This is a genomic window from Sphingomonas floccifaciens (genome assembly GCF_042681125.1).
In the GTDB taxonomy this organism is placed as follows: domain Bacteria; phylum Pseudomonadota; class Alphaproteobacteria; order Sphingomonadales; family Sphingomonadaceae; genus Sphingomonas; species Sphingomonas floccifaciens.
Genome location: NZ_JBHUFC010000025.1, coordinates 211,642 through 237,823 on the forward strand (window position 1 = coordinate 211,642; position 26,182 = coordinate 237,823).

Annotated in this window: 21 protein-coding genes and 1 pseudogene; 7 read left to right on the plus strand and 15 right to left on the minus strand. The window is 67.2% G+C overall.

Features of this window, described 5'->3' with window-relative positions; translation table 11 throughout:
- Positions 1–47: 47 nt before the first annotated feature.
- The 5 genes from ACFSC3_RS20265 to ACFSC3_RS20285 are packed head-to-tail and all read right to left on the minus strand — an operon-like array spanning position 48 to position 4,968.
- On the minus strand, positions 48–992 hold the full coding sequence (locus ACFSC3_RS20265) for a fumarylacetoacetate hydrolase family protein (RefSeq protein WP_380942192.1): 945 nt from the start codon (positions 990–992) through the stop codon (positions 48–50).
- Between the two features lie 2 nt (positions 993–994).
- Positions 995–1,774, minus strand: a complete 780-nt coding sequence (locus tag ACFSC3_RS20270; protein WP_380942194.1) for a cyclase family protein — start codon at positions 1,772–1,774, stop codon at positions 995–997.
- Positions 1,771–2,928: an alpha/beta hydrolase family protein gene (locus ACFSC3_RS20275; RefSeq protein WP_380942196.1), complete on the minus strand. Its 1,158-nt coding sequence runs from the start codon at positions 2,926–2,928 to the stop codon at positions 1,771–1,773. The genes ACFSC3_RS20270 and ACFSC3_RS20275 overlap by 4 nt, the downstream gene beginning before the upstream one ends.
- Before the next feature lie 4 nt (positions 2,929–2,932).
- Positions 2,933–3,835, minus strand: a complete 903-nt coding sequence (locus ACFSC3_RS20280; protein ID WP_380942198.1) for a VOC family protein — start codon at positions 3,833–3,835, stop codon at positions 2,933–2,935.
- 17 nt (positions 3,836–3,852) lie between these two features.
- Complete coding sequence (locus ACFSC3_RS20285) at positions 3,853–4,968, minus strand: FAD-dependent oxidoreductase (RefSeq protein ID WP_380942199.1); 1,116 nt, start codon at positions 4,966–4,968, stop codon at positions 3,853–3,855.
- Positions 4,969–5,251: 283 nt separating this feature from the next.
- Here ACFSC3_RS20285 and ACFSC3_RS20290 point away from each other — a divergent pair, with 283 nt between their 5' ends.
- The 3 genes from ACFSC3_RS20290 to ACFSC3_RS20300 are packed head-to-tail and all read left to right on the plus strand — an operon-like array spanning position 5,252 to position 9,745.
- Entirely contained in the window at positions 5,252–7,579 is a 2,328-nt protein-coding gene (locus tag ACFSC3_RS20290; RefSeq protein ID WP_380942201.1) for a TonB-dependent receptor, read from the plus strand.
- 2 nt (positions 7,580–7,581) lie between these two features.
- Positions 7,582–8,544 carry an MBL fold metallo-hydrolase gene (locus tag ACFSC3_RS20295; protein WP_380942203.1) on the plus strand — a complete coding sequence of 321 codons (963 nt, stop codon included), beginning with the start codon at positions 7,582–7,584 and terminating at the stop codon, positions 8,542–8,544.
- 13 nt (positions 8,545–8,557) lie between these two features.
- The gene (locus ACFSC3_RS20300) at positions 8,558–9,745 is read left to right on the plus strand and encodes an MFS transporter (RefSeq protein WP_380942205.1); all 1,188 of its coding nucleotides are present in this window, start codon (positions 8,558–8,560) and stop codon (positions 9,743–9,745) included.
- Positions 9,746–10,014: 269 nt separating this feature from the next.
- Here the strand turns inward: ACFSC3_RS20300 and ACFSC3_RS20305 are convergent, their stop codons facing one another.
- Positions 10,015–11,409, minus strand: coding sequence for a sensor histidine kinase (locus ACFSC3_RS20305; RefSeq protein WP_380942207.1), 1,395 nt, complete (start codon positions 11,407–11,409; stop codon positions 10,015–10,017).
- Positions 11,399–12,064, minus strand: coding sequence for a response regulator (locus ACFSC3_RS20310; protein WP_380942209.1), 666 nt, complete (start codon positions 12,062–12,064; stop codon positions 11,399–11,401). Before ACFSC3_RS20310 ends, ACFSC3_RS20305 begins: the two co-directional genes overlap by 11 nt.
- A 100-nt stretch (positions 12,065–12,164) precedes the next feature.
- On the opposite strand from ACFSC3_RS20310, the gene ACFSC3_RS20315 reads away from it, so the two are divergent.
- The 4 genes from ACFSC3_RS20315 to ACFSC3_RS20330 are packed head-to-tail and all read left to right on the plus strand — an operon-like array spanning position 12,165 to position 16,695.
- Entirely contained in the window at positions 12,165–13,238 is a 1,074-nt protein-coding gene (locus tag ACFSC3_RS20315; RefSeq protein WP_380942211.1) for an ABC transporter substrate-binding protein, read from the plus strand.
- The gene (locus tag ACFSC3_RS20320) at positions 13,235–14,692 is read left to right on the plus strand and encodes an OprO/OprP family phosphate-selective porin (RefSeq protein ID WP_380942213.1); all 1,458 of its coding nucleotides are present in this window, start codon (positions 13,235–13,237) and stop codon (positions 14,690–14,692) included. Before ACFSC3_RS20315 ends, ACFSC3_RS20320 begins: the two co-directional genes overlap by 4 nt.
- 28 nt (positions 14,693–14,720) lie before the next feature.
- Positions 14,721–16,022 (plus strand): CitMHS family transporter, encoded by a 1,302-nt coding sequence (locus ACFSC3_RS20325; protein WP_380942215.1) that lies wholly within the window; start codon positions 14,721–14,723, stop codon positions 16,020–16,022.
- A gap of 16 nt (positions 16,023–16,038) precedes the next feature.
- Positions 16,039–16,695 carry an alpha/beta fold hydrolase gene (locus ACFSC3_RS20330; protein ID WP_380942217.1) on the plus strand — a complete coding sequence of 219 codons (657 nt, stop codon included), beginning with the start codon at positions 16,039–16,041 and terminating at the stop codon, positions 16,693–16,695.
- A 123-nt stretch (positions 16,696–16,818) separates the two neighbouring features.
- Here the strand turns inward: ACFSC3_RS20330 and ACFSC3_RS20335 are convergent, their stop codons facing one another.
- The 8 genes and pseudogenes from ACFSC3_RS20335 to ACFSC3_RS20370 form a co-directional block, all read right to left on the minus strand.
- On the minus strand, positions 16,819–17,505 hold the full coding sequence (locus ACFSC3_RS20335; protein WP_380942219.1) for a response regulator transcription factor: 687 nt from the start codon (positions 17,503–17,505) through the stop codon (positions 16,819–16,821).
- A gap of 1 nt (position 17,506) precedes the next feature.
- Positions 17,507–20,194, minus strand: a complete 2,688-nt coding sequence (locus ACFSC3_RS20340) for a DUF4118 domain-containing protein (protein ID WP_380942221.1) — start codon at positions 20,192–20,194, stop codon at positions 17,507–17,509.
- Positions 20,194–20,766, minus strand: a complete 573-nt coding sequence (kdpC, locus tag ACFSC3_RS20345) for a potassium-transporting ATPase subunit KdpC (RefSeq protein ID WP_380942222.1) — start codon at positions 20,764–20,766, stop codon at positions 20,194–20,196. Before kdpC ends, ACFSC3_RS20340 begins: the two co-directional genes overlap by 1 nt.
- Before the next feature lie 12 nt (positions 20,767–20,778).
- The gene (gene kdpB, locus ACFSC3_RS20350) at positions 20,779–22,812 is read right to left on the minus strand and encodes a potassium-transporting ATPase subunit KdpB (protein WP_380942224.1); all 2,034 of its coding nucleotides are present in this window, start codon (positions 22,810–22,812) and stop codon (positions 20,779–20,781) included.
- A 12-nt stretch (positions 22,813–22,824) separates the two neighbouring features.
- Positions 22,825–24,528: a potassium-transporting ATPase subunit KdpA gene (gene kdpA, locus ACFSC3_RS20355; RefSeq protein WP_380942226.1), complete on the minus strand. Its 1,704-nt coding sequence runs from the start codon at positions 24,526–24,528 to the stop codon at positions 22,825–22,827.
- A 13-nt stretch (positions 24,529–24,541) separates the two neighbouring features.
- The gene (gene kdpF, locus ACFSC3_RS20360) at positions 24,542–24,631 is read right to left on the minus strand and encodes a K(+)-transporting ATPase subunit F (protein ID WP_038665721.1); all 90 of its coding nucleotides are present in this window, start codon (positions 24,629–24,631) and stop codon (positions 24,542–24,544) included.
- A 112-nt stretch (positions 24,632–24,743) separates the two neighbouring features.
- Positions 24,744–25,618 (minus strand): annotated as a pseudogene (locus ACFSC3_RS20365) (TorF family putative porin).
- Positions 25,619–25,825: 207 nt separating this feature from the next.
- A complete protein-coding gene (locus tag ACFSC3_RS20370; RefSeq protein WP_380942229.1) occupies positions 25,826–25,975 on the minus strand; it encodes a hypothetical protein in 150 nt (49 codons plus the stop codon).
- Positions 25,976–26,182: the final 207 nt, after the last annotated feature.

The following is a 26,182-nucleotide window of genomic DNA, read 5'->3' on the forward strand; positions in this document are numbered from 1 at the left end:
CGCGCTGCCACCTCCCCTTGCAGGGGAGGATCGGCGCGGCCGGGGCCTTACCCCTGTACCACCCGCTGCTCGATCACCCCGAACGGTGCGCGGCCATCGGGAAGCAACGCTTCCATCCGCACGAGGTCGCCGAAGCGCATGAAGCCGGTCCGCGCCGCGCCTTCGTCGACGATCTCGATCCCGCGCCGCTCGGCGATGCAGGTCGATCCGACCTCGCGGAAATTGGCGTTGGAGACGGTGCCCGATCCGATGATCGTCCCAGCCGGCAGTGCGCGGGTACGGGCGGCGTGGGCGATGAGTTCGTGGAAGCCGAAGGCCATCGGCGCGCCGTTGGGCTGGCCGAAGCGTTCGCCGTTCCAGTCGACCCTCAGGTCGGCGCAGACGCGACCGTCGCGCCAAACGTCGCCCAACTCATCGGGTGTAACCGCGATGCCCGCCATCGCGCACGCCGGCTTGGCCTGGACCCAGCCGAAGCCGGTCTTCATTTCCAGCCCGGCGAGCGCGCGCAGCGACCAGTCGTTGATCTGGACGACCAGCCGGACGTAATCGAGCGCGGCCTCCGCCGGCGTGCCCATCGGGACGGCGCCGACGATCACCCCGAACTCGCCCTCGAAATCGATGCCCAGCTCCTCGGACGGCAGCGGCACGTCGTCGAAGGGGCCGTAGAAACGGTCGGAGAGGCCCTGATACATCAGCGGCAGGCCGGTGCGTTCGGGCGTGATGCCGAACACCTGATCCATCAGCGCGCCGTGGCTGTCATAGGCCGACCCGTCGAGCCACTGCCACGCCCGCGGCAGAGGCGCCGCCAAGGTTTGAGGGTCTAGCGCGTCCGGAAAGTCGGAAACGTCCCGGCAGGTCGCCGCGTGCGCCTCCCACTGCTCCAGCAGCTGCTGAAGCGTCGGAACCGGCGCAGAGGCAAAGCGCGTGGCATCGGGCGAAACGATGAGGAGGCGCCCGTCCGGTGTCCCGTCGCGCAGGGTAGAAAGGCGCATCGTCAGTCCTCGAAGATCGCGACCGCGCGCGTCCAGCCGGCCGATCCGCGCTTCACCTTGGCGGGGAAGCACGACACGGTGAAACCGTAATCGGGCAGCTGGTCGAGGTTGGTCAGTTTTTCCATGTGGCAATAGCCGATGTCGCGCCCGGCCTTATGCCCTTCCCAGATCAGCGAGGTGTCGCCGGTTTCCGCGACCTTCTGCGCGGTGGCACCGAACGGCGCGTCCCAGCTCCACGCATCGGTGCCCGTCACCCGGACGCCGCGGCTGGTGAGGTACATCGTCGCTTCGTAACCCATGCCGCAGCCTTTGCTGAGGAAGTCGGGGCTCCCCAGCGCCGCGCCGGCCGCGGTATTGACCAGCACGATGTCGAGCGGCTGCACCTCGTAACCGATCCGCGCCAGTTCCGCCTCGACGTCCGCCGCAGTCGCGACATAGCCGTCGGGCAGGTGCCGGAAGTCGAGCTTCACGCCGGGCCGGAAGCACCAGTCGAGCGGCACTTCGTCGATGGTAATCGCCGGCTTCCCGCCGTCCATCGTCGGGTGGTAATGCCATGGCGCATCCAGATGCGTGCCATTGTGCGTCGTCAGCGTCAGCGTCTCCGACGCGGCAAAGCCCAGCCCGCCCGGCATCTGCTCCGCGGTCAGGCCGGGGAAGAAATTCTGCACTTCCGCCACCGTTTCTTCGTGCGTCTGGTAGGTGATAGACGGACGCATGAACGGCGGGTCAGTGATGACCTCTGGGTCGAGCGTGATCGATAGGTCGAGAAAGCGGCGGGTCACGCCGTGTGCCCGCCCAGCGTGTCGGCGAACCAGTCGGCGATATAGTCGCGCCCGAAGCTCATATTGTCGGCGCCGACATGCTCGACCCCGCCTTCGCGCGGCGTGAACAGCTTCAGTTCGCGGCGGGGGGCGTTGACCAGCTGGTCGTGCAGATCGTGCGCATACTCGACGCTGATCTGGCGATCACTGGCGCCGTGGGTGACCAGGAACGGCACGCGGATGCGGTCCATGTGGCCGTTGAGGTTCATGTCGGTCGACTTCGCGAGGAACTCGTCCATGTCGGTCGCACCGAACGCCCACATGACGTGCGCCCAGTAATGCGGCACCGGATTCTCGCCCTCGCGCTTCATCCTTTTGTCCTGCACTTCGCGCCAATTGTGGTTGGCGCCCCACACCGCGCCGCTGGCGAAGCGCGGTTCGTAGGCGACGGCGCGCGGCGCGAAATGCCCGCCGAGCGAAATGCCGGTCATGCCGATGCGTGTCGGATCGACATCGTCACGCGCCTCAAGCCAGTCGACCGCCTTCGACGCCCAGGTTTCGCTGTGCGGGTCGACGGGCAGGCTCTGGAGCCGCAGCGCCTCGCCCGATCCGGGTTGGTCGACGCACAGGGTCGAGATGCCGCGCCGCGCCAGCGCATGGGGCAGCTTCGACCAGTAGAGCAGCTCCTTGCAGCTATCGAGGCCATTGCAATAGACGACGACCGGTTTCGGCCGTTCGCCGGGCGCACGGGTGTAAAGCGCGGGCATGGTGCCAGTGGCCAGCGGCACTTCGACCCGCTCGCGCGGCAGGCTGCCCAGGCGGGTCGAGCGTTCGAACGCCTCCAGCGCCTTGGCATAGGTCGCCTTGCGCCCCGGATGGCCGTGGCCCTGCATGCGCTCGGCGACCAGCAGGTACAGCGCGGCCCGCTCCAGCTTGTCGGAGGCGGAGAAGCCGCGGCCGCGCGCATCGTCCTCGTCCGCCAGGCCGATCAGGCGGTCGGCCATCTCGACCCATTTCGCCATGAACTGCGGCGTGCCGGCATCGGCGCCGCCCGCCGCCGCATCGCGGATCGGCTGGCACATATCGACGATCTCGCCGATCTGCGCACCGCTTTCCAGCGCCATCGCGACCGACAGGTTCCAGATGTAGTTGGGGAAATATTCGAACAGCGCCATGGGCTTACACCTCCGCCGGCTGGAACAGCGCGGGGTCGGGCTTGGGGTGCGGCATGGTCTGCGGGCCGCCGACGCCGACGCCCCACTGGTCCATGATCTGCGGCCCCGGCACATGGACCTGCGCCTCATGCGCGTGGAAATCGACGTCTTCCAGCTCGGACGTATATTCGACCGCGAAGCCGTTCGGCGTCGTGAAGTAGGAGAAGGTGTTGTTGCCCGCGGTGTGGCGGCCCGGCCCCCACAGGATGTCGGTGCCCTTCTTCCGCAGCCGGCTGATCCCGCGCATCATGTCGTCCACCGTCAGCACGTCATAGGCGACGTGGTTCAGGCACGGCGGCCCCGGCAGGAAGGCGATGCGGTGATGCGCCTCGTTGCAGCGCAGAAAGGCCATGAAGTCGCCCAGCCAGTCGCTGAGCCGGAAGCCCAGCACGTCGATGAAGAACTGCACCGCCGCCTTGTGGTCGGGCGAGTGGAGGACGATGTGGCTGATCTTCTGCGGCACCGCGTCCCAGCGCGCCATCTCGCGCTTGCTGCCTTCGGCGACGTCGCTCGACACCTCGAACGGCATGCCGTCGGGCGAGAAGAAGCGGAAGCCGTAGCCGCCGCCCGGCGACGTCAGGTCGCGCGGCGCGAAGATGATCTTGCAACCAGCCGCGACAACGCGGTCGTGCAGCGCATCGACGTCGGCGCGGGTTTCGGTCGACAACGCGATCACGTCAACGCGCGCAACCTCGTCCTGACGCAAGCGGACGACATGATGCTCGCCGTGGCCCTGCGCCTTGAAATAGGCCATGCCGTCGTCGGACGGCACGGGCTCCAGCCCCCATACGTCGGCATAGAAGGCGCGCTCCGCCTCCATGTCCGGCATCGCATATCCGACGTAGCGGATGTCAGTCACTCGGCTCATTCGGATGGTCCTTCGGTTCAGATCGGCTGGGAGATGACGGCGAACATCTCGCGGGTCGCCGCTGCGTTATCGATTGGCTCGGACAAACCCAGCTGCCCGCGGCAGATCGCCAGGCTGGAGCGCACGATGTAGGCGCATCGATCGTAGCGGCGGTCGCGATAGGCGCGGAAGGCGGCTTCGGGCGTGTCGGCCTTGCTGAGTTCCTGCGCGAGCACGATCGAATCCTCGATCGCCATTCCCGCGCCCTGCCCCAGGTGCGGCGTCGTCGCGTGGAGGGCGTCGCCCAGCAACACGACGCGCCCCTTGTGCCAGTCGCCGTCGACGATCAGCGTCTCCAGCGGGCGATAGACGACGCCGTCGTCGTCGGTGATGCCGTCCGCCAGCGCCCGCACCGCCTCCGGCGCCGCCGCCAGCTTCGCGCGCATCGCCGCCGCCAGCCCCTCGCGCGGATAGCGCGTGCCGGCCGGTTCGGGCGTCGTCACGAACATATACATCTGCTCGGCGCTCATCGGCACCAGCCCGATGCCGATCGGACCGTTATAGGCCTGGAGCGAGTCGAGTCCTTCGGGCCGCGGCAGGTTGTACCGCCACACCGCCTGTCCGGTATATTCGGGGCCGGGACCATCGGGGAACAGCGACGTGCGGGTATGCGAATAGACGCCGTCCGCGCCGACGACGATATCGACGTCGTGCGCGGTCCCGTCCGACAGGGTGACGCGGACGCCATCGCCATGATCCGCGATGTCGGTCGTGGTCACGCCCAGCTTCACCTCGACGCCGTCCGCGATCACGCGATCGGCCAGCACCTTGTGCAGCGCAGGCCGAGCGATGCCGACATTGGCCGGATAGCCCTCGACCAGCTTGGGCGACGGCACGCGCGCGATGCGGACGCCGGTCGGAATGAAGACCTCGACGTGATCGAACCCGCAGGCGGCGTCGAGATAGCTGTCGATCAGCCCAAGCTCGCTCATCGCGCGGATGACGTTCGACTGCTGGATGATGCCGACGCCATAGACCGACCAGGTCGGGTCCTTTTCGACGACGGTGACGCGGTGTCCGTCGCGGCGCAGCGCGATCGCAGCGGTCAGCCCGCCGATCCCGCCGCCGATGACGAGGATATCGAGCGCCGTCATTCCCACACCGCCCTATGCGGCCGATACGACCCGCTCGTCTCCATCGCGCCTCTCCATTCTCGCTATCGTTGCAACGACGATAGGGGATCGCGAGGGATCGATAAAATGAGTTTATTTGATCCCGCGCGATCAGAAAGAGTGATCGCAAATGGGCCTCAAACGCTTCTGATAAACGAAGTTGATACCGGCCTATACAAATTACTCGTTTTTCTGATCGCACAAAGCGCAGCATGCTCGATGCCGAAACGAGCCGCAGGAGCGGCCGACATGGGAGGATCTTGAAATGCGTGATCGTACGATGGCGTCGCTGTTTGCGCTGTGCGTGGCGATGCCGACCATGGCCGTGGCGCAGGACACGCCCGCCGCGCCGGGGGCGACCGCTCAGACGGGTGCCGACACCGACGAACAGGGCCTGCAGGACATCGTCGTTACGGCGCAGCGTCGATCCGAAAGCCTCCAGCGCGTGGCGGTTCCCGTCACCGCCGTCTCCGGCGACGCACTCGCCAATGCCGGCGTCACCGAGACGGCGAACCTCAGCAAGCTCGTCCCCTCGCTGGTCGTCCAGCCGACCGGCGGCACGACCAGCTTCTTCCTCCGCGGTGTCGGCACGGCATCGCAGAATTCGTTCTCGGAAAACGCGATCGCGTTCAATTTCAACGGCGTCTACATCGGCCGCCCGACCGCGCCGGCGGGTGTTTTCTACGACCTCGAACGCGTCGAGGTGGTGAAGGGGCCGCAGGGTACGCTGTACGGCCGCAACGCCACCGGCGGCGCGATCAACGTTCTGCCGCGCAAGCCCGAACTCGGCAGCTTTTCCGCCGAAGGGCTGCTCGAATACGGCAACTACGATGCGAAGAAGGGCTTCGCCGCGCTGAACGTGCCGATCGGCGAGACGGTCGCGCTGCGCGTTGCCGGCCAGCTGGTCGATCGCGACGGCTATCTGTCCGATGGCTATGATGACGAACGCGGCGAAGCGGCGCGCGCGTCGCTGCTGATCCAGCCGTCGTCCGACTGGTCGATGACGCTGGTCGGCGATTATTATCGCCAGCATGGCAAGGGCGCGGGCGCCGTCCTGCTCTCCAGCGCCGCCTTCACCGCCCCGCCGCTGGAGGATCGCATCGGCCTGGCCGATCCGCGCGCGACCGCGATCATCGCCGGCTATGCCGCGACCGTCTTCGCGCCCCCCTTCTGCGGCGGCTTCGGCGGCTTCGTGCGCAGCGGCTGCGTCTCGACCGCCAGCACGACCGGCTATCTCAACAACCGCTTCTATGGCCTGAGCGCCCAGGTCGAAGGCGACATGGGCTTCGCCACGCTGACCGTGCTGCCGGCGTATCGCAAGTCGAAGGTCGATCTCGAAACCTATGTTCCCGGCTTCCTCGGCAAGTTGCAGGAGGATACCGACCAGATGTCACTGGAGGTTCGCCTGACCTCCCCCGACACCGGCCGCCTGCGCTACGTGCTCGGCACCTTCTTCTTCAACGAGCAGCAGGAGGCGACCAACTTCTTCCGCCAGGGCAATATCTCGACCACCCGCTTCACGCCCAACGTCAAGACGCAGAGCCTCGCGGCCTTCGGCCAGCTCACCTTCGCCGTCACCGACACGCTGCGCCTGATCGGCGGCGGTCGGTACACCAAGGAGGACAAGAGCCAGCGCACCGCCGCGGCCTCGGGCGGCCTGCCCGGCCCGATCGAGCCGACGCTCGGCACCCCGATCACCGGCGCGCTGACGTTCGAGAAGTTCACGTGGAAGGCTGGTGTCGAGCTGGACGCCGGCCCGGCGTCGCTGGTCTATGCGAACGTCGCGACCGGCTTCAAATCGGGCGGCTTCTTCGTCGCCTCGCCGCCCAACAACACCTATGCGCCAGAGGAACTGACCGCCTTCACCGTCGGCACCAAGAATCGCTTCCTCGACAACAAACTCCAGATCAATCTGGAAGCGTTCTACTGGAAGTACCTCAACCAGCAGATCACTTTCGTCGGCGGCGTGCCGACCGGCAACGGCGTGATCGCGCAAGGGTCGGTGACGACCAACGCCGGGCGCTCGCACATCTATGGCTTGGAGCTCGACCTGCGCTTCGCGCCCAGCCGGTTCGACCAGTTCTTCGCCAACGTCCAATATCTGCGCGGCAAGTACGACACGCTGCGCACGGCCAATTTCTCGCCGACCGGCAGTCCGGTGCCGACCGGTTGTGCCACGGTCGGCACGCGTGCGGCCAATCCGGGGATCAACGGCGCGCTGTTCTTCGATATCGACTGTTCGGGAAAGCCGACCGCCAATTCCCCCGAATGGGCGGCGAACATCGGCTATGAGCGCACGGTCGAACTCGGCAACGACCTGTCGCTGCTGCTCGGCGCGCGCACCAATCTGGAGACGTCGCGCTTCCTTAATACCAACTACCGGCCGGAAGAGTCGCAGGGCGGCTTCATGATGTCGGACCTCTATGCGACGCTGCGCGGGGCGGCCAATCGCTGGAGCCTGACCGGCTTCGTCAACAATGTCGAGAACCGCGCGGTACTGGCCCGCGCCGGCACGCGGCCGATCCTGAACTTCCCCGTCGGCACGCTTCGCCCGCCGCGTACCTATGGCGTGCGCGTCGGCTTCGGGTTCTGACGATGATCCGCATCGCCGTGCCGATGCTGGCCGCGCTGCTCTCGACCGCGCCGGCCTGGGGGCAGTCGCCCCCGGCCGACCGTTTCGTGACGCTCGGCACGATGGGCGGGCCGGTCCCGAGCACGACACGGTCGCAGCCGGCCAATGTGCTGCTGCGGGGCAAGGACGCCTATCTCATCGACTGCGGCGACGGTGCGGTCGAGCAGCTGGCGAAGGCCGGCATCCTGTTGCCACAAGTCCGCGCGGTCTTCCTCAGCCACCTGCACGTCGATCACACCGGCGGGCTGGCGGCGGTGCTCGGCCTGCGCAATCAGACCAACGTCCGGCCCGTGCTGACCGTCTACGGCCCGCCGGGAACCAAGGCGCTGGTCGCGGGGATCGTCGCGTCGATGGAGCCGGCCGCCCGCGCCGGCTATGGCATTCCCGGCCAGCCCTGGGCGCCGCCGGCGTCGACCGTCACCGTCGTCGAGATGGCCGACAACACCCGCCTCTCGATCGACGGGATGACCGTCACCGCCGCGCAGAACACCCATTACGACTTCGCACCCGGATCGGCGGAGGACGTGGCGTACAAATCGCTGTCGCTGCGCTTCGACCTGCCCGGCCGGTCTATCGTCTATACCGGCGACACCGGCCCCAGCGCCGCGGTCGAGCGGCTGACGAAGGGCGCCGACCTGCTGGTCAGCGAGATGATCGATGTCGAGGGCACGCTGGAGGTTGTCCGGCGCATCACCCCGAACATGCCCGCCGTCGCCCAGCAGCAGCTGATCCGGCACCTGACCACCCATCACCTGACGCCGAAGGACGTCGGCACGCTTGCCGCGCGGGCCGGGGTGAAGTCGGTCGCGATCACCCATTTCGCGGCCGGCGCGGACAATTCGGCGCGCGCCGCCGGCTACCTCCGCACGATCGCCGAAACCTACCGCGGCCCCGTCCGCATCGCGAAGGATCTGGACCATTTCTAGCGACACAAGGCCCGTGACGGGCGAGGCGATGGACGCGGGACGACCGGCGGGTACGCGACAGGGCGTGATTCTGATGGCGTCGGCGGTGATGCCGGTGATGGCGATCGTGTCGCTGGTCCCAGTCCTGCCGATGCTGTCGCGCGAGTTCGCCGCGACGCCGGGGGCGGAAGTCCTGGTGCCGATGATGCTGACGGTGCCGGCGCTCTGCGTCGCGCTCTTCTCTCCGGTCGCGGGCTGGCTGTCGGACAGGGTCGGGCGCAAACGCGTCCTGGTCGCGGCTTTGTTCCTCTACGGCATCATCGGCCTGTTGCCGCTGGTCCTCCACAGCCTGCCGCTAATCCTCGCCTTCCGCATCCTGCTCGGCCTGAACGAAGCGGCGATCATGACCGTCGCGACCACGATGGTCGGCGACTATTTCGAGGGCAAGCGCCGCGAACGCTGGATCGCGATCCAGACCGCTGTCACGAGCCTAAGCGCGATCGCCCTGATCGCGATCGGCGGCATTCTGGGCGAAGCGTTCGGATCGCGCGGACCGTTCCTGCTGTACCTGCTGGCGCTGCCGATCGGCGTCGCCGCGGCGCTGGTCCTGTTCGAACCCGCCACCACCGCCCGGTCCGACGCGCGCGCGGCCTTTCCGTTTCGCGCGATATCCTCGATCATCGCGATCACGCTGGGCGCGGCATTGCTGTTCTACACGCTGATGCTCCAGATCGGCACCATATTGGAAGGCGTCGGCATCACGTCCCCCGCGGTCATCGGCGGAGTGGGCGCCGTCGCCAATCTGGGCGTCGTGCTCGGGTCCCTGCTGTTCCGGCACCTGTCGACCGCCGCCCCGCAACGTCTGCTGGCCGCAGGCTTCGCGCTGTCGGCGGTCGGTTATGTCGGCGTAGGCCTGTCGAGCGCGTTCTGGCCCACCGCCCTTCTGACGGTCGTCGCGTGCGTCGGCGGCGGCATCCTGCTTCCGACATTGCTGACCTGGGTTCTCCGGGTCCTGCCGCCCTTCGCGCGCGGGCAGGGCACGGGCCTGTGGACCGGTACCTTCTTCCTTGGCCAGTTCCTCGCCCCGATCCTGTCGATCGCGCTGGGCCAAGCGACCGGCGGGCTGCAAGCCACGTTGGTCCTGCTGGGCTGCTGCGCCGCGGCCGGTGCGGCGGCACTGGCGGTTTTTGGGGCGCGCAACGAAGCCGGGTTGCGACCATAGGGAGGCATCGTGACGAACCGACTTGGTTTCCGGGGCAGGAAACGAGAAGCGGAGCGATGCGCGGAGCGGTTCCCGACGCCAATCCAGCGCCGTGACGGGATCGACATCGCAGGCCTGCGACGAAACCACAGCGCCTGCTTCGCGCTGCCTGCCCCATGGCCGACGCCCCTGATATTCAATCGTCGTCGTAACTCCGCTGATGCCAAGTATTCGTGGGCGGCATCACAAAAGACGGAACCGTTGCTCCATCCATCGAGAGCGCGTTGTCATCAACCGCCTTTGCCCCCCGTCTCAAACGGGAATTTCACCGTGACGCGAAGTCCTGGCCGGGTGCTGATGATCTCGAGATCTGCGCCCAGCCGTTGGGTGGCCGAGCGGACGATGGCGAGACCCAGTCCACTCCCCTCGCGATCGTCCGCGGATGCGAAACGGACGAAACGTTCCCCCGCGCGGGAAACCTCCGTTTCGGACAGCCCGGGGCCGTCGTCACCGACGGCGATCGTCGCCGCGTCGGCCTCCGCCGCGATCGTGATGGTCACGGTCCCGCCCGCCCGGTTGTAGCGGATCGCATTGTCGAGCAGGTTCGACAGGATCTCGAACAGCAACGTGCGATGACTGTCGAGGACGAGGCTGGGCGGCGCGTCCAGGATCACTTCGACATCCGCCTCGATCGCGCGGGCGATGTGGCGGTTGATGACCGCGACCGCCACTTCCCGCAGGTCGACGGGCGCGAACGGCGGCGTCGCGCCGACCTCTTCGGCGCGGGCGAGCGCGAGCAGTTGCGTGACCAGATGCTCCAGCCGGTCGGCCGCATCGGCGATTTCGGCGAGGGCGGCGCGGTCGCCGCGCTGCGCCAGCGCCACCTGGATCTTCAGCGCGCTCAGCGGCGTGCGCATCTGGTGGGAGGCGTCGCCGGTGAAGCGGCGAACCCCGGCGGTGGCGGTATCGAGCCGCGCGAGTACGTTGCTGAACGCATCGGCCAGCGGCTCCAGCTCGGCCGGCAGCGGGCCGGCGTCGATCGGCGACAGGTCCGGCGTCGCCCGCGTGTCGCGCGCCGCGACCGCCGCGCGGAGGCGGGCCAGCGGTCGCAGGCTCCAGCGCAGCGCCGGACCCAAGAACATAGCCGCGATCGCCAGCAGCACGACTTCCCCGGCGAGCAGCGCGGTCATGAGCCGGCGTTGCAGCGCGCGGCGTCCGTCCAGCGTCTCGGCAACCTGGACGATGACCGGACCGGCGATCCGCGGCAGCGCCCGGCGAACCTCGACGATACGGATATCCTGATCGCGGTAGCGCGCGAACCGGAAGCGAGGCACGTCGAGCGTCAGTTCGTCTATCCGCGGCGCCGACAGGTCGCCATATCCGGTGACGAGGCGAGATCCGACTGCGATCCGGTAGTAGATGTTGTCGCGCTCGCTGTTCTCCAGCATGCCGAACGCAGCGGCCGGCAGGTCGAGCGTCACTTCGCCGCGTTCGACCGCGACCGTTTCGGAAATCGCGCCGAGCGCCCCGCCGAGCACCCGGTCGTTGGTGCGACGGACGACATCGGCGATCAGCGCCGCCCCCGCCAGACCAAGCCCGACCGCGGTCAGCAACAGCGGCGCGAGCATCGCGGCCAGCAGCCGTGTCCTGAGCGCGATCGCCCGCCGCCGGCGATCAGCGGGCATCGAGCAGATACCCCACCCCGCGCACCGTGCGGATCGCCGGACCATCGGGACCGAGCTTCCCGCGCAACCGCGTGATGTTCACTTCCAGGGCGTTCGGGCCGACCGGTTCGTCATAGCCGAACACCTCCGCCTGCAGCGTTTCGCGCGTGACGATCTGTCCGGCGCGGATCGCGAGCGCGTCGAGCACCGCCCATTCCCGTCGCCGCAGGTCGAGCGCGCGCGATCCCACCCGCGCCATTCCGGCCGATCGGTCGAGCACCAGCGTGCCGACGATCAGCTCGGGCGTCGGGTCTCCGCCGCGGCGGCGGCCCAGCGCGCGGATCCGCGCTTCCAGCTCGGCGGGCGCGAACGGCTTGCGCAGATAATCGTCGGCGCCGAGGTCGAGCCCGCGGATGCGGTCGTCGAGTGCATCGCGGGCGGTCAGCATCAGCACCGGCACCCGCTCGCCGCGCCGCCGCAGCGCCTGCAACACCGCGAAGCCGTCGATATCCGGCAGGCCGACGTCGAGGATGACCAGCGCATAAGGCTCCTCGCCGACGACCATCAGCGCGTCCTTCCCGCGGGCGACGTGATCGACCGCATGGCCGGCGCCGCGCAGCAGCGCGGTCAGGCTGCGAGCCAGGGCCGCATCATCTTCGACGATCAGAATGCGCATGATGCGACGGATCGGTGAAAGGCGGGTGACAGGTTCGTCACATACATCATGGTGACGAGCTTACCCGAACTGAGAGCCGGGAAGCGAGAGGACCTGAACGATGCGCAGTTTCCTGATGTCAATCGTCGCGCTGCTGCTGGCCACGCCGGCCGCCGCACAGCGTCCCCAGGGCTATCCGCACAGCTATGACACGCTGATCGCCACGGCGCGGGCGGAGCGTGGCGTGCGCGTCTACGGCAATGCCGACGCCGCGGCGATGGCCCCGCTGATCGCCGCCTTCCAGCGCACCTATCCGGGCGTGCGCGTCCGTTATGAAGAGCTCGAATCGCGCGCGATCTACGACCGTGTCGTCGCGGAAGCGCGCGATGGCCGACCGACCGCGGACCTCGTCTGGTCGTCGGGGATGGACCTACAGGCCAAGCTGCTGAACGACGGCTATGCGCAGGCCTATGACAGCCCCGAGAAGCCGGCGCTGCCTGCGTCCGCTGTCTGGAAGAACATGGGCTTCGGCGTCACGACCGAACCGGTCGCGATCGTCTACAACCGCCGCGCCATTCCACCGACGCAGGTACCGCGCACCCACGAGGCGCTGGAGCGGATGCTGGTCGAGCGCCGCAAGGCGCTGACCGGACGGGTCGCGACCTATGATCCGGCGCGCTCGAACGTCGGCTATCTCTACCTGACCGAGGATTATGCGATCACCCGCGACACGCGCTCGCTGCTCCAGGCGATCGCGGCGACGCGGCCGTGGGTGGTGCGCGCGACCGGGCCGATGCTCGATGCCGTGGCCGACGGTCGCATCGCGATCGCCTACAACGTCGTCGGTCCCTATGCCCTTGTCCGCGCCCGACGCGACCCGCGGATCGGCGTCGTCTTCCCGCGCGACTATACCATCGTCGCGTCGCGGGTCGCCTTCATCACGCGTCAGGCCCGGCGCCCGGCGGCGGCGCGGCTGTTCCTCGATTTTCTGCTGTCGCGCACCGGCCAGACGCTGCTCGCCCGCGAATGGCTGTTGCCGGTCCGCACCGATGTCCGCGCGCCGCGGCTGGGCAAGGACCAGGCCCGCCCGATCCGCATCGGGCCGCAACTGCTCGTCAATCTCGATTCGATCAAGCGCCGCCGGTTCCTGGCCGACTGGCGCGCCATCCTCGCCGAAGGAGCGTCCCGCAAATGACCGTCTTCCCCACCGCCTGCGCGGTCGTCGCGCTGGTTGCCGCCACGCCTGCGCTCGCCCAGACCCCGTCGCAAGACGATCTGGCCGCGCTGGTGCGCCAGCAGGCCGCCGAGATCGCGGCACTCAAGGCGCGGCTCGATCGACTGGAGGGCGCGCAGGCCGCCGCCCCGGCAGAGGCCGTGCCACCAGTCGCTCTCGCCTCTGCGCCGCAGCAGGTGATCACGCCGCCCTTCGCCCCGCAGCTCGTCTCGCCCGGTCCGGCCGAACGCGACATCGGCCGCGCGCGGGACGCCAATGCCTCGGGCGTCACCACCGAATGGGGCGCCGGCCTGCCCGTCTTCCGCTCGGCCGATGGCGTCTTCACCTACAAGCCACGCGGGCGCATCCTGACCGACGTCAGCTCGACTTTCGGCTCGCGCTATGCCGGGCGCAACATCACGACGACGGGCATGCGCGCGCTGCGCCTAGGGCTGGAGGGCGGCGTCGGCACGCATTTTTTCTATCAGTTCGAAAGCGATTTTTCGGAGAACGAGGTCGATATCGTCACCGCCTTCATCGGCTGGCGCAACCGGCTGGGCAAGATCGGCGACTATGACGTGCGCGCCGGTCATTTGTTCAACGACCGCTCGTTCGAAGGCTCGACCGGCTCCGACTCGACACCGTTCATGGAACGGACCGTCGTCGCCACCGCGATCATTCCGCAACGCGGCTTCTACGGCATCGGCATCATGCCGCGCGTGTTCTGGAAATCGGGCCACGCGTCGCTGACCGTCACCGGCGACCGTGTCGACGGCAACCAGGCGAACAGCGACAGCCGCACCGTGCTGGGTCGCGTCCACTGGAACCCGATCAAGACCGACCGCGGCGTGCTGCATCTGGGCGCATGGGGCTTCGACGAAGCGCTGGCGTCCAGCGCCACGGCGCTGACCCGCAACACCGTCATCGGCGGCCGCTTCAACGGCGCGCTGCGCGTATCGACCGGCGCGCTGACGGGCGGCACTGGCACGACCGGCTATGGCGTGGAAGTCGGCGGCTATGTCGGCCCGCTGTGGCTGATGGGCGAGGCCGGGCGCCGCGAGGCGCGTCTCGACGGCGGTCGTCCCGATTTCGTGAGCACGGCGTGGAGCGTGTCGGGCGGCTGGTTCCTGACCGGCGACCTGCCGCCGTACAATCCGCGCCTGGGCAGTTTCGGCCAGCCGCGGGTGCTCAAGTCGATCTTCGACGGCGGACCGGGCGCGATCGAGCTGACCGCGCGCTACGAGGACCTCGATTATACCAACCTGCTGACCGGCGGGCGCGGCTGGGCCGCGACGGTCGGCGCCAACTGGTATCTCAACAGCTTCATCCGGTTCCAGTTCAACGTCGCCCACTGGAACACCGACAATCGTGCCGGCGCCTACACCGGCCCCGACGACGGTCAGACCGTCGGCACCCGCATCGCCGTCACCTTCTGACGCCCCTTTCGCCCCGAGGACCCTCGACATGACCCTTGCCGCCTACGGCTTCCTGATGGTCGCCGTCTTCATGACACTGATCATGACCAAGAAGATGACGCCGCTCGTCGCGCTCATCCTGGTCCCCACCATCTTCGCGCTGATCGCCGGTTTCTCGGCGGGGCTGGGCGACATGATGATCGCAGGGATCAAGAACCTCGCCCCGACCGGCGTCATGCTGCTCTTCGCGATCCTGTTCTTCTCGACGATGACCGACACCGGCCTGTTCGATCCGCTGGTCGGGCGCCTGATCCGGCTGGTCCACGGCGATCCGCTGCTGATCCTGGTCGGCACGGTGGTGCTGTGCGCGGTCGTCAGCCTGGATGGGGACGGGTCGACGACCTACATCATCTGCATCGCCGCGCTGCTGCCGCTCTACAAGCGGTTCGACATGAACCGGCTGTACCTCGTCGCGCTGCTGATGTGCACCAGCGGGATCATGAACCTGACGCCGTGGGGCGGGCCGACCGCCCGGGCTGCGAGCGCCCTGAAGCTCGATCCGGCCGAGCTATTCCTTCCGCTGATCCCCGGCATGATCGCCGGCCTGGTCTTCCTGATTCTGCTGGCGATGTATTTCGGTCACAAGGAGCGCCGCCGCATCGGTCATGTGAAGGGCAATGTACCGACCGACTTCACCGGCATGGCCGTGTCGCAGTTCCCCGAGGCGCGCCGTCCCCATCTGCGCTGGTTCAACGCCGCGCTGACGCTGGCGCTGATCGCCGCGCTGGTCCTGGGTATCCTGCCGCTCGCGATCACGATGATGCTCGCCTTCGCGATCGCGATGGTCGCCAACTATCCGAAGATCGCCGACCAGAAGGAGCGGATCGGCGCCCATGCCGGCAACGTCCTGGCGGTCGTGTCGCTGATCTTCGCCGCCGGCATCTTCACCGGCATCCTGTCGGGCACCGGCATGGTCGAGGCGATGAGCCGCGAAGTGGTCAACGTGATCCCGCCGGCGCTGGGGCCGTACATGGCGCCGATCACCGCCGCGCTCAGCCTGCCGTTCACCTTCTTCATCTCGAACGACGCCTTCTACTTCGGCATGCTGCCGATCCTGGCGGAGGCCGGGGCACATTACGGAGTCGAGCCGATGGCAATCGCGCGTGCCTCGCTGATGGGCCAGCCGGTGCACCTGCTCAGCCCGCTGGTGCCCTCGACCTACTTGCTCGTCAGCCTGGCGGGCGTCGAGTTCGCCGACCACCAGCGCTTCACAATCATTCCGGCGACGCTGGTCTGCATCGTAATGACGCTGACCGGCCTGCTCGTCCTCGCCTTTCCGTTCGTCGGCTGACCCGGGAGATTTGAGGATGGTTCACCGTACCGTGCCGCTGGTCCTGCTGCCCGCCATGGGCTGCGACGGTCAGCTCTGGGCGCGCCAGATCGTCGATCTGGGCGACATCGCCCACCCTGAGCTCGGCGACCTCACCGTCGACGACACGCTCGGCGGCATGGCGCAGCGGGTGCTCGCGCATGCCCCGCCCCGCTTCGCGGTCGCCGGGGTAAGCCTCGGCGGCTATGTCGCGCTCGAGATGATCCGCTGCGCGCCCGAGCGGATCGAGCGGATCGCGCTGTTCGGCACGCGCGCCTCGCTGCGGTCGCGGCCGCGGTCGATGGGCGAACAGGGCCTGCTCGCCACCGCGCCCCACGCCGACCCGATGCTGACGCCGATCGTGAGCGGCCCGGTCCAGGCGATGGCTGACCGCGTCGGCGCGCAGGTGTTCGAGCGCCAGCAACGCGCCCTGCTCGCCCGCCCCAGCCTGACCCCGGCGATCGAGGCGATCCGCGTCCCCACTCTGGTAGCGGTCGGCGATCGCGACCGCATCTGCATGCCCGAAGATGCCCAGGCGCTGGCGAGCCGCATACCGACCGCGCGCTTTCATGTGTTGCAGAACTGCGGCCACCTCGCCCCGATCGAACGCCCGGGCGAGACGACGATGCTCCTGCGCGAATGGCTCAGCCGATGAACGCGCGATCCAGGCGCCACCCCGGCAAGTACCGTCTCGATAGCGCTACCTACAACTTCGGACCTGCGCTCTGATGGTGACGGCACATCCGGATGCAACACACGATCGCCGACCAGCCCACGCTCAGTGATCGGAGCGAAGCCGATATCCGACGCCCAGCTCGTTGGCGATGACGCTGCCGACCGGGCCCGGGGCTTCCAGCTTCTGACGCAGGTTACGGATGACGATCCGCAGATATTCGACACGCGGATCCTCGTCCGCGCCCCAGCAAGCGGCGAGGACGCGTTCATGTGTCACCACGCGCCCGATGTGGCGTGCCAGCACGCGCAGAACCTCGTGCTCCTTGCGGGTAAGGTGAAGCTCTTCACCATCACGGCAGACGATCCGCCGATCAAGATCGATGCTGAGATCACCCCGCCGCACGATTTTCTGTGTCGTCCCCGACGATCCCTGATGACGCAGCGCAACCCGGAGGCGTGCTAGAAGCTCTTCAGTGTCGAACGGCTTGGTCACGAAATCGTCCGCGCCGAGATCGAGCGCCGTGACCTTCTCGTCGACCGCATCCCTGGCCGAAACCACAAGGATGACGATATCGCCATGAGCGCGGAGTTGCGGAATGATCGCGAGACCGTCGCGATCAGGCAGGCCAAGATCGAGGAGAATTGCGATTGGGTGTTCGACCGCAGCCTGGCGGAGCGCAGTCTTCGCATCTTCGGCCTCGACGACGGTGTAGTCCGCCCGGATCAGCGTGGTGCGCAGCAGGCGACGGATAGCGGCGTCGTCATCGACGACAAGAATTTTGGCGGGCATGTCAGGAACCGCTTTCAGTCGGAAAATCGCGAACGATGAGGGCAGGAGGGAAGATCAGCGCGAAGGCGGCGCCGCTACCGTCCGGCCGGTTGGCTGCCTCGACGATCATCCCCATCGCTTCGGCAAAAGCCTTCACGATGGCGAGGCCCAGCCCGGTACCGCCGATCGCGCGATCGGAGCCTTCCAGCCGTTTGAAGGTCTCGAACACCTCGCTCTCGCGACCGGGCGGAAGGCCCGGGCCGTGATCGAGCACGGCAAGTCGCAGCTCGCCGAAATGATTGCGCCCTTCGATCACAACCTCGGTTCCCGGCTCGCCATAGCGGCCGGCGTTATCGAGGAGGTTGAGCAGGCAATGGTGCAACAATTGCGGATCGGCCAGCACCAGCGGCAGGTCGGGCGGGACATCGAGACGGACATCATGTCCTTCCAGTGCACGCCGGGCATCGTGCGCCGCGCTGGTCACCGCATCACTCAGGTCAGTCGCCTCGATCTTCAGCTTCAGCGCGCCGGCTTCCACACGCGCCATGTCGAGCAGGTTGGAGACAAAGCGGTTGAGCCGCTGCGCTTCACTCTCGATCGTCCCGATCAATTCGGGCGTGGCACCGTGGTGTAGCTGGGCCGCGGCAGCGATCACCGCGGTGAGCGGCGTTCGCAAGTCATGACTGACGGAGGAAAGCAACGCGGCGCGCAGGCGATCGCGCGTGCGAACCACGTCAACGTCGCGCATCTCGGTCTGCAATCGAAGACGTTCCAGGACAAGCGCAGCCTGATCGATCAGACTGCTGAGGAGCGGCAATTGATCGGCACGGACCGGACTGCCGACCTTGTCGCTGGCCACACCCAGCACGCCCAGCACCCGATCGCCCGCCTTCATGGGCTGGAACAGCCACTCCGATGCCGCGAGCGTGCCAGAGCCCTTGCCGGCCGGACTGCCGGTGTCGAACACCCAACTGGCAGCGGCGTTGTCCATGGTATCGAGACGGTAAGCCGGATCGCTGGCGGCCAGTATCTCGAGGTCTGAGCCGCCAGGCCGCCCGAGCAGCACGACCTGCACGTCGAGCAGGCGACGAACATCGTCGCAGATCATCTGGGCGGCGACATCAAGATCGTTGACCCCGGCGATTTGCCGCAGGAAACCCGCCAGCGTGGCGTTGGTGCGGGCGCTGGCTGTGGCGAGGTCGGCCTGTGCCCGCACGCGCGCGGTCAGCTGGCTGGTTGCGATTGCGATGCCGAGCAGCACGATGACGGAAACGACGTTTTCCGGATTGTTGACGGTCAGCGTGCCCGTCGGGGGCAGGAAGAAAAAATTATAGGCGAGACTGGAGGCAAGGCCGGCGAACAGCCCCGTCCGCAATCCGAAGAAGCTGGCAGCCGCCATGACCGGGAGCAGGTAGAGCAGCGCGACGTTGCCAAGATTTAGGATCGTGAACAGCGCACTGGCGAGTGCAGTGATCCCAGCAACCATTGCCGTCGTCACCGCATAGCCTGTCCCCGTGCCCCACTGGCCGGCACGTCGCCTGCCGCGGTCGGTGGGCTTCGTAGCCATCGGCATCGGAAGGACATGTACGGTGACATCGGGGGTGTCGCGCACGAGCCTGTCGACAACCGAGCCATAGCGAAGTTCGAACCATTTGCTTCGGTTCGATTTTCCGAGCACAAGCTGCGTTGCGCGCAGGTCCTTGAGCACCGACTGGATACCCGCGACGACCGTCTCAGCGGGCACGGTCGCGACTGCCGCTCCCAATTGGGTCGCCAGCGTCATCGTCGCCGCCACCCGGGCGTGCTGCTCGTCGGTGAAATGGGCGGCTCGAGGTGTCTCGATGAAAACGGCGGTCCAGGGACCGCGGAGGCCATCGGCGACGCGCTTGGCGGCGCGCACCAGCGCGTCGCATCCCGGCAGCTCGCTGATCGCAACGACGATCCGGTCGCTGCCGGCCCAGGTTCCACCAAGCCCCAGCGCACGCACATCGTCGAGCATTCGCGCGTCGACCGCCTGCGCCGCGCGCCGCAGCGCCAGTTCGCGCAGTGCGGACAGGTTGGACTTGGAAAAGAAATGCCCGAGTGCGCGGGTAGCCTCGGCGGGAAGATAGACCTTGCCGGCCTTCAGTCGCTCGATCAGCTCGTCGGGCGGGATGTCGACGACTTCGATCTCCGCCATCTCCAGGATGCGATCCGGCACCGTTTCGCGCACGCGCACGCGAGTGAAGCTGGCGACGATGTCGTTCAGGCTTTCGACGTGCTGGATGTTGACGGTCGAGTAGACGTCAATTCCCGCATCGAGCAGTTCCTCGACATCCTGGTATCGCTTGGGGTGCCGGCTGCCGGGAGCGTTGGTGTGGGCGAGTTCGTCGACCAGCACCAGCCGCGGCGCGCGGGCCAGGATGGCGTCGATGTCCATTTCGCCGAGCGTGCGGCCTTCATAGGCGACGCTGCGGCGGGGGATGATCTCATGCCCGCGGGTCAGCGCCTCGGTCTCCGCGCGGCCGTGCGTTTCGACCACGCCGACCACGACATCGACGCCGTCGCGGCGGCGGGCCGATCCTTCGGACAGCATCTCATAGGTCTTGCCGACGCCCGGCGCGGCGCCGAGGAAGATCTTCAGCCGCCCCTTTCCCTCCTGCGCGGTGGCACGCAGGAGGGCGTCCGGGTCTGGCCGCGTGGCGTCGTTGGCAAACCCGTTCGACGGCATCAGCGCGCCACGGCGTCCAGCGCGCGGTTGAGCGCCAGCACGTTGACGTGGGGATCGCCCAGCACCGTGGTTTCGACATGATCGGCGACGAGAGCGCGGACGCGAGCCTCGCTCAGGCCGCGGACGCGGGCGACACGCGGCGCCTGCGCGAGGGCGGCGGCCGGCGACAGGTCGGGGTCGAGGCCCGAGCCGCTGGCGGTGACCAGGTCGGCGGGAACCGGCCCGGTCACGCCCTCGCCCTGCCGCTTCGCGACGTCCGGCTTCACCCGGTCGACCAGCGCCTGCGCCGTCGGGCCGAGATTGGAGCCCGACGAGGCCAGCCCGTCATAGCCCTTGCCCGCGGCCGAAGGGCGGGTCTGGAAATAGCGATCGCTGACGAACGCCTGGCCGACGACGGTCGAACCGATGACCTGGCCGTTCGCGTCGCGTACCAGGCTGCCATTCGCTTGGGCGGGGAAGATCGCTTGGCCGATGCCGGTCATCGCCATCGGATAGACGATCCCGAGGAGTACGGCGAACAGGATCGTCATGACGATCGCCGGGCGCAGTGCGGAGGAGAAATCCTTACCCATGATATGCGTCCTTCACGCGAGGCCAAGGCCACCGACCACGAGGTCGATGATCTTGATGCCGATGAACGGGGCGAGCAGACCGCCGAGGCCGTAGATGGCGAGGTTGCGGGCGAGCAGCGGGCCGGCCGCCATCGGCTTGTAGGCGACGCCCTTCAGCGCCAGCGGCACCAGCAGCGGGATGATGATCGCGTTGAAGATGATCGCGCTGAGGATCGCTGACTGCGGCGTCGCCAGCCCCATCACGTTCAGCACGCCCAGCCCAGGATAGAGCGCGACGAACATCGCCGGGATGATCGCGAAATATTTCGCCACGTCGTTGGCGACCGAGAAGGTCGTCAGCGCGCCGCGGGTCATCAGCAACTGCTTGCCGAGGCCGACGACCTCGATCAGCTTGGTCGGGTCGCTGTCAAGATCGACCATGTTGCCCGCTTCGCGCGCCGCTTGCGTGCCGGTGTTCATGGCCACGCCGACATCGGCCTGGGCGAGCGCGGGGGCGTCGTTGGTGCCGTCCCCGCACATCGCGACCAGCTTGCCGCCCTGCTGTTCCTTGCGGATCAGCGCCAGCTTGTCCTCCGGCGTCGCCTGGGCGAGGAAATCGTCGACCCCCGCCTCGGCTGCGATGGCAGCGGCCGTCAACGGATTGTCGCCGGTGATCATCACCGTGCGGATGCCCATCGTGCGAAGTTCGCCAAAACGTTCGCGAATGCCGGCCTTGACCACGTCCTTCAGGAAGATCGCACCCAGCAGGCGACGATCCTTCGCGACCGCCAGCGGCGTGCCGCCGGCGCGCGCGATCTCGTCGGTGATGCGGCGCAACTCGGTCGCCGCGGCCGTCGCGCCCGATCCCTCGTTGGCCTTCAGGATTGAGTCCACGGCCCCCTTCTGGATCAGCGTGTCGCCGAAGCGGAGGCCCGACACGCGGGTCTGTGCGGTGAAGGGAATGACTTCCGCACCATCCGGCATCGGGCGTTGCAGGTTGAACCTGTCACGCGCCAGAACGACGATCGAGCGACCTTCGGGCGTCTCGTCGGCCAGACTGGCGAGCAGTGCGGCCTCGGCAAGCTCGGCCTCGCTGGTGCCACCGACGCTACGGAACTCCGACGCCTGACGGTCGCCGATCGTGATCGTGCCGGTCTTGTCGAGCAGCAGCACGTCGACGTCGCCTGCCGCTTCAACCGCACGACCCGACTTGGCCAGGACGTTGAAACGAACGAGCCGATCCATGCCTGCGATGCCGATCGCCGATAGCAGCGCGGCGATTGTGGTGGGGATCAGGGTGATGAGCAGCGCCGCCAGGATCGCAACCGGGATGCTGCCGCCAGCGTAAGAGGCGAAGCCCGGAATGGTGCCGACCGCGATCAGGAAGATGATCGTCAGGCCGACCAGCAGCAGCGTGAGTGCGATCTCGTTCGGCGTCTTCTGCCGCTCGGCCCCCTCGACCAGCGCGATCATCCGGTCGAGGAAGCCTTTGCCCGGCTCGACCGTCACCTTGACCCGGATCTCGTCGGAAATGACGCGGGTGCCCGCGGTGACGGCAGAACGATCGCCACCCGCCTCACGGATCACCGGCGCGGACTCGCCCGTAATAGCGGCCTCGTTGACCGACGCGACGCCGGAGACGACCTCGCCGTCCGAGGGGATCAGATCGTGCGTTTCGACGAGGACGATGTCGCCGACCTTGAGCTGGCTGGCTGGCACCTCGTCATATTGACGCCCGTCACCCTTCAGCCGCTTGGCGACGAGCTCGGCCTTGGTCGCGCGCAAACTGGCCGCCTGCGCCTTGCCACGGCCCTCGGCCAGTGCCTCAGCGAACGTCCCGAACAGCACGGTCAGCCAGAGCCAGACCACGAGCTGGAGCTTGAACCCGATCGTCAGACCGTCCTGCCCGACGACGAGCAAAATTGTCATCAGCGCAGCGACGGCGGCCGTGACGAACATGACCGGGTTACGAACGAGTTCCCTGGGGTCGAGCTTCACGAACGACGCCTTGATCGCCGGCACGACAAGGTCGGCCGTGAACAGGCTTTTGGATTGGGCTTTTGCCATGGTGGCCCCCGATCAGAACAGCTGGCCGCGGATCATCGCGAGATGATCGGCGATGGGACCGAGCGCGAGGCTCGGCAGGAAGGTGAGACCACCCAGGACGAGGATGATGCCGACCAGGAGACCGACCCATAGGCCGCCCGTCGTCGGGAACGATCCCGCGCTTTCCGGCGTGTACTTCTTCGCCGCCAAGCTACCGGCGATCGCCAGCATCGGCACGATGATGAAGAAGCGGCCGACCCACATCGCGACGCCCAGCAGGCCGTTGTAATAAGGCGTGTTGGCGGTCAGGCCCGCGAAGGCCGATCCGTTGTTCGCGACGGCGGAGGTGAAGGCGTAGAGAATCTCCGAGAAGCCGTGAGGCCCCTTGTTGAGCGGCCCCGCCAGCCCTTGTTGCAGCACCGACGACAATGCGGTCAGCCCCAGGATCATCAGTGGCAGCACCGCGATCGCGAGGACGGCCAGCTTGACCTCGCGCGCCTCGATCTTCTTGCCGACATACTCGGGCGTCCGCCCGACCATCAGCCCGGCGACGAACACCGCCAGGATCGCGAACAGCAGGAAGCCGTAGATGCCGGCGCCAACGCCGCCGATCACGACCTCGCCCAGTTGCATGTTGAACAGCGGGATCAGACCGCCCAGCGCGGTGAAGCTGTCGTGCATCGCGTTGACCGCGCCGCAAGAGGCTGCGGTGGTGACGACCGAGAAGAGCGCGCTGGCGGCGATGCCGAAGCGGACCTCCTTGCCCTCCATATTGCCGCCCGGTACGCCGAGCTGGTGCAGCACGGGGTTGCCTGCGGCTTCCGCCCAATAGGTGACGCCCGTGCCGACCACGAACAGGATCATCATCGCCGCCAGGATCGCCCAACCCTGGCGAGGGTTGCCCACCGCCTTTCCGAACGTCCACGTCAGGCCGACGCCGATGACGAAGATCGACAGCATCTGGATGAGGTTCGTCAACGCGGTTGGGTTCTCGAACGGGTGCGCGCTGTTGGCGTTGAAGAAGCCGCCACCGTTGGTGCCCAGCATCTTGATCGCTTCCTGCGACGCGACCGGGCCTAACAAGATCGACTGCCGCGCGCCCTCGAGCGTCTGTACATCGACAACGCCCGATAGCGTCTGCGGCACACCCGACGCGATGTAGACGATCGTCAGAGCGACGCAGATCGGCAGCAGCAGGTAAAGCGTGACGCGCGTCACGTCGGCCCAGAAGTTGCCCACCGTCTTCGTCTCGCGCCGTGCAAAGCCGCGGAAAAGCGCGAACGCCAGCGCGATGCCGGTCGCCGCCGACAGGAAGTTGTGGATCGTCAGCCCCAGCATCTGGCTGAGGTTCGACATTGTGCTCTCGCCGCCATAGCTCTGCCAGTTGGTGTTGGCGGTGAAGCTGATCGCGGTATTGAACGACAGATGCTCGCCGACGGCATCGAGCCCTCGCGGGTTGCCCGGTAGCACGGCCTGAAGCCGCAGGATCGCGTAGGTAAAGAGCATCAGCGCCGCGTTGAACAGCAGCATGTGGACCGCATAGCGGCGCCAGCCTTGCTCCTCGTTCGGGTCGATCCCCGACAACGCGTAAAATCCGCGCTCGACAGGACCAAGCACGAGGTGGAGCGGCGTACGCCGCCCCTCGTAGAGTGCGAACAGCCACATGCCGACCGGCTTGGCGAGCGCCACGAGGATGCCGGCAAAGGCGATAATCAGGAACCAGCCCTGAAGTGTCATGGTACCGCCTCCTTCAGAAGCGTTCGGGGCGGATCAGCACCGCCACGAGGTAGAGGAGGAGGCCAAGCGCCGTCAGCGCGGCCAGCCAGAGGTCGAGCGTCATGTCAGCCCTCCCTCACGCGTTGTCGCAGAGGCGGACATAGGCGAGCGTCAGCGCCACCAGCCCGACCATGATCGCGATCCACAGCAAGTCCTGCATGGGTATCCTCCGATGCTCAGAAAGCAGCCGTCAGCGAGACCGCGACTGTGCCGCCGGCGATGTTGCCGGTGCCGTCCTGACCCTTGCTGAAGCTGGGGCGGAGGTACGTCGCCTCCCGGTTCGAGATGTCGGTGTCGATGTAGGTGACGTTGAATGTCAGCTTCTTGTACGTGGCATCGGCGCCGAGCGACCAATCCCAGTATTTGCCGGTCGGGGAGAGCGCGGTCGCATTCGGACCCAAGCCGTCCTGGCCCCAGCTATGACCGATGTGCGCCTTCGCCGTGAACGGCGTGCCCGCGATGCCCATCGCGCCGTCACCCCACAGGTAAAGATTGTCATCCTTCGCGCCGGGCGTGTTGTAGACGCCGTTCGCGGCATCGGTACCGGTGTTGTACCATCTGCCGATCGCCTGCTGCTTCGGCGCATAGGCGACGCCCGCCGTCAGCGTGGCAGGCCCGGCGGTTCCGGTCAGCCTGGCATAGGGTTCAGCGAAGTCGGTCTTATCGGCACCGCCGGGATACATGTACCAGGTCAGGCCGACGTCGAGCGAGCCCCCGCCGACCGGCAGCTTGTATCCGCCGATCAGATCGAGCTCCATGTTGGCGCCGCCAAACGTGCCCCAGCCGGCCAAGTTCGACGCCCATGTGCCCACGTAGACGCCACTATCATGGGCGACCGTGATACCGCCCTGGACGGCCATTTCCTGGTCAGACTGGGAAACACCGCGGAACCGGTAGTCCGATGTGATGCCAACCGACCCGCAGACGGCCGCGCAGACGGCGGCGCTGTCTGCGCGGCCGTCTGCGCCTTATCGCCAAGTGTCGACTGCGCCTGGGCGGAAACCGAAAGGGCAAACACGCCCGCAGCCGCCACTGCCAAAACAATCCTCATTTACATTATCCCTCGAGTGGGCGGTCGTCCGATGACGACGCCTTCAGGGATGGGGCATTAGGAGCATGTCGCGTTTTATTTCGAGAGCGATTCCGGGAAATCGCATAGTGCGCGCATATAAATGACGCTTTTTCCCTGCGTGAAGCGCTGCGCGTCCGCGAGAATTGATCTGCCCCGGACATGCCCCGTCTCTTCATCCGGATTGGACTAGAGACCGGTCGCCGAAAGAACGGACGGACTGACGCGGAACCCATTTTGGAAGAGCAGATCATCGGCATCCTGAAGGAGACCGTGGTGGAAGTGGTTGCGCGGGTTGGGGATCTGGCGGCGCGGGCCGGAGACGACGACGCCGCCCATGCGACCTATTCGAGATGCAGAACTTTGCCGAGGCTGTGGCAGCCGGCCAGCCGGCCAGCCGGCCAGCCGCCGAGGGAGCGTGTGCGCCGAACGCACAAAAGCCCCAGACCGTAGGGTCTGGGGCTTTTGATGTTACACCGGTGGTTGCGGGGACAGGATTTGAACCTGTGACCTTCAGGTTATGAGCCTGACGAGCTACCGGGCTGC

Coding starts and splice junctions, on each gene's coding strand:
- ACFSC3_RS20265 (WP_380942192.1), bottom strand. CDS start 992: ATGCGCCTTTCTACCCTGCGCGACGGGACACCGGACGGGCGCCTCCTC.
- ACFSC3_RS20275 (WP_380942196.1), bottom strand. CDS start 2,928: ATGGCGCTGTTCGAATATTTCCCCAACTACATCTGGAACCTGTCGGTC.
- ACFSC3_RS20280 (WP_380942198.1), bottom strand. CDS start 3,835: ATGAGCCGAGTGACTGACATCCGCTACGTCGGATATGCGATGCCGGAC.
- ACFSC3_RS20285 (WP_380942199.1), bottom strand. CDS start 4,968: ATGACGGCGCTCGATATCCTCGTCATCGGCGGCGGGATCGGCGGGCTG.
- ACFSC3_RS20290 (WP_380942201.1), top strand. CDS start 5,252: ATGCGTGATCGTACGATGGCGTCGCTGTTTGCGCTGTGCGTGGCGATG.
- ACFSC3_RS20295 (WP_380942203.1), top strand. CDS start 7,582: ATGATCCGCATCGCCGTGCCGATGCTGGCCGCGCTGCTCTCGACCGCG.
- ACFSC3_RS20305 (WP_380942207.1), bottom strand. CDS start 11,409: ATGCCCGCTGATCGCCGGCGGCGGGCGATCGCGCTCAGGACACGGCTG.
- ACFSC3_RS20310 (WP_380942209.1), bottom strand. CDS start 12,064: ATGCGCATTCTGATCGTCGAAGATGATGCGGCCCTGGCTCGCAGCCTG.
- ACFSC3_RS20315 (WP_380942211.1), top strand. CDS start 12,165: ATGCGCAGTTTCCTGATGTCAATCGTCGCGCTGCTGCTGGCCACGCCG.
- ACFSC3_RS20320 (WP_380942213.1), top strand. CDS start 13,235: ATGACCGTCTTCCCCACCGCCTGCGCGGTCGTCGCGCTGGTTGCCGCC.
- ACFSC3_RS20325 (WP_380942215.1), top strand. CDS start 14,721: ATGACCCTTGCCGCCTACGGCTTCCTGATGGTCGCCGTCTTCATGACA.
- ACFSC3_RS20330 (WP_380942217.1), top strand. CDS start 16,039: ATGGTTCACCGTACCGTGCCGCTGGTCCTGCTGCCCGCCATGGGCTGC.
- ACFSC3_RS20335 (WP_380942219.1), bottom strand. CDS start 17,505: ATGCCCGCCAAAATTCTTGTCGTCGATGACGACGCCGCTATCCGTCGC.
- ACFSC3_RS20340 (WP_380942221.1), bottom strand. CDS start 20,194: ATGCCGTCGAACGGGTTTGCCAACGACGCCACGCGGCCAGACCCGGAC.
- kdpC (WP_380942222.1), bottom strand. CDS start 20,766: ATGGGTAAGGATTTCTCCTCCGCACTGCGCCCGGCGATCGTCATGACG.
- kdpB (WP_380942224.1), bottom strand. CDS start 22,812: ATGGCAAAAGCCCAATCCAAAAGCCTGTTCACGGCCGACCTTGTCGTG.
- kdpA (WP_380942226.1), bottom strand. CDS start 24,528: ATGACACTTCAGGGCTGGTTCCTGATTATCGCCTTTGCCGGCATCCTC.
- kdpF (WP_038665721.1), bottom strand. CDS start 24,631: ATGACGCTCGACCTCTGGCTGGCCGCGCTGACGGCGCTTGGCCTCCTC.
- ACFSC3_RS20370 (WP_380942229.1), bottom strand. CDS start 25,975: ATGGGCGGCGTCGTCGTCTCCGGCCCGCGCCGCCAGATCCCCAACCCG.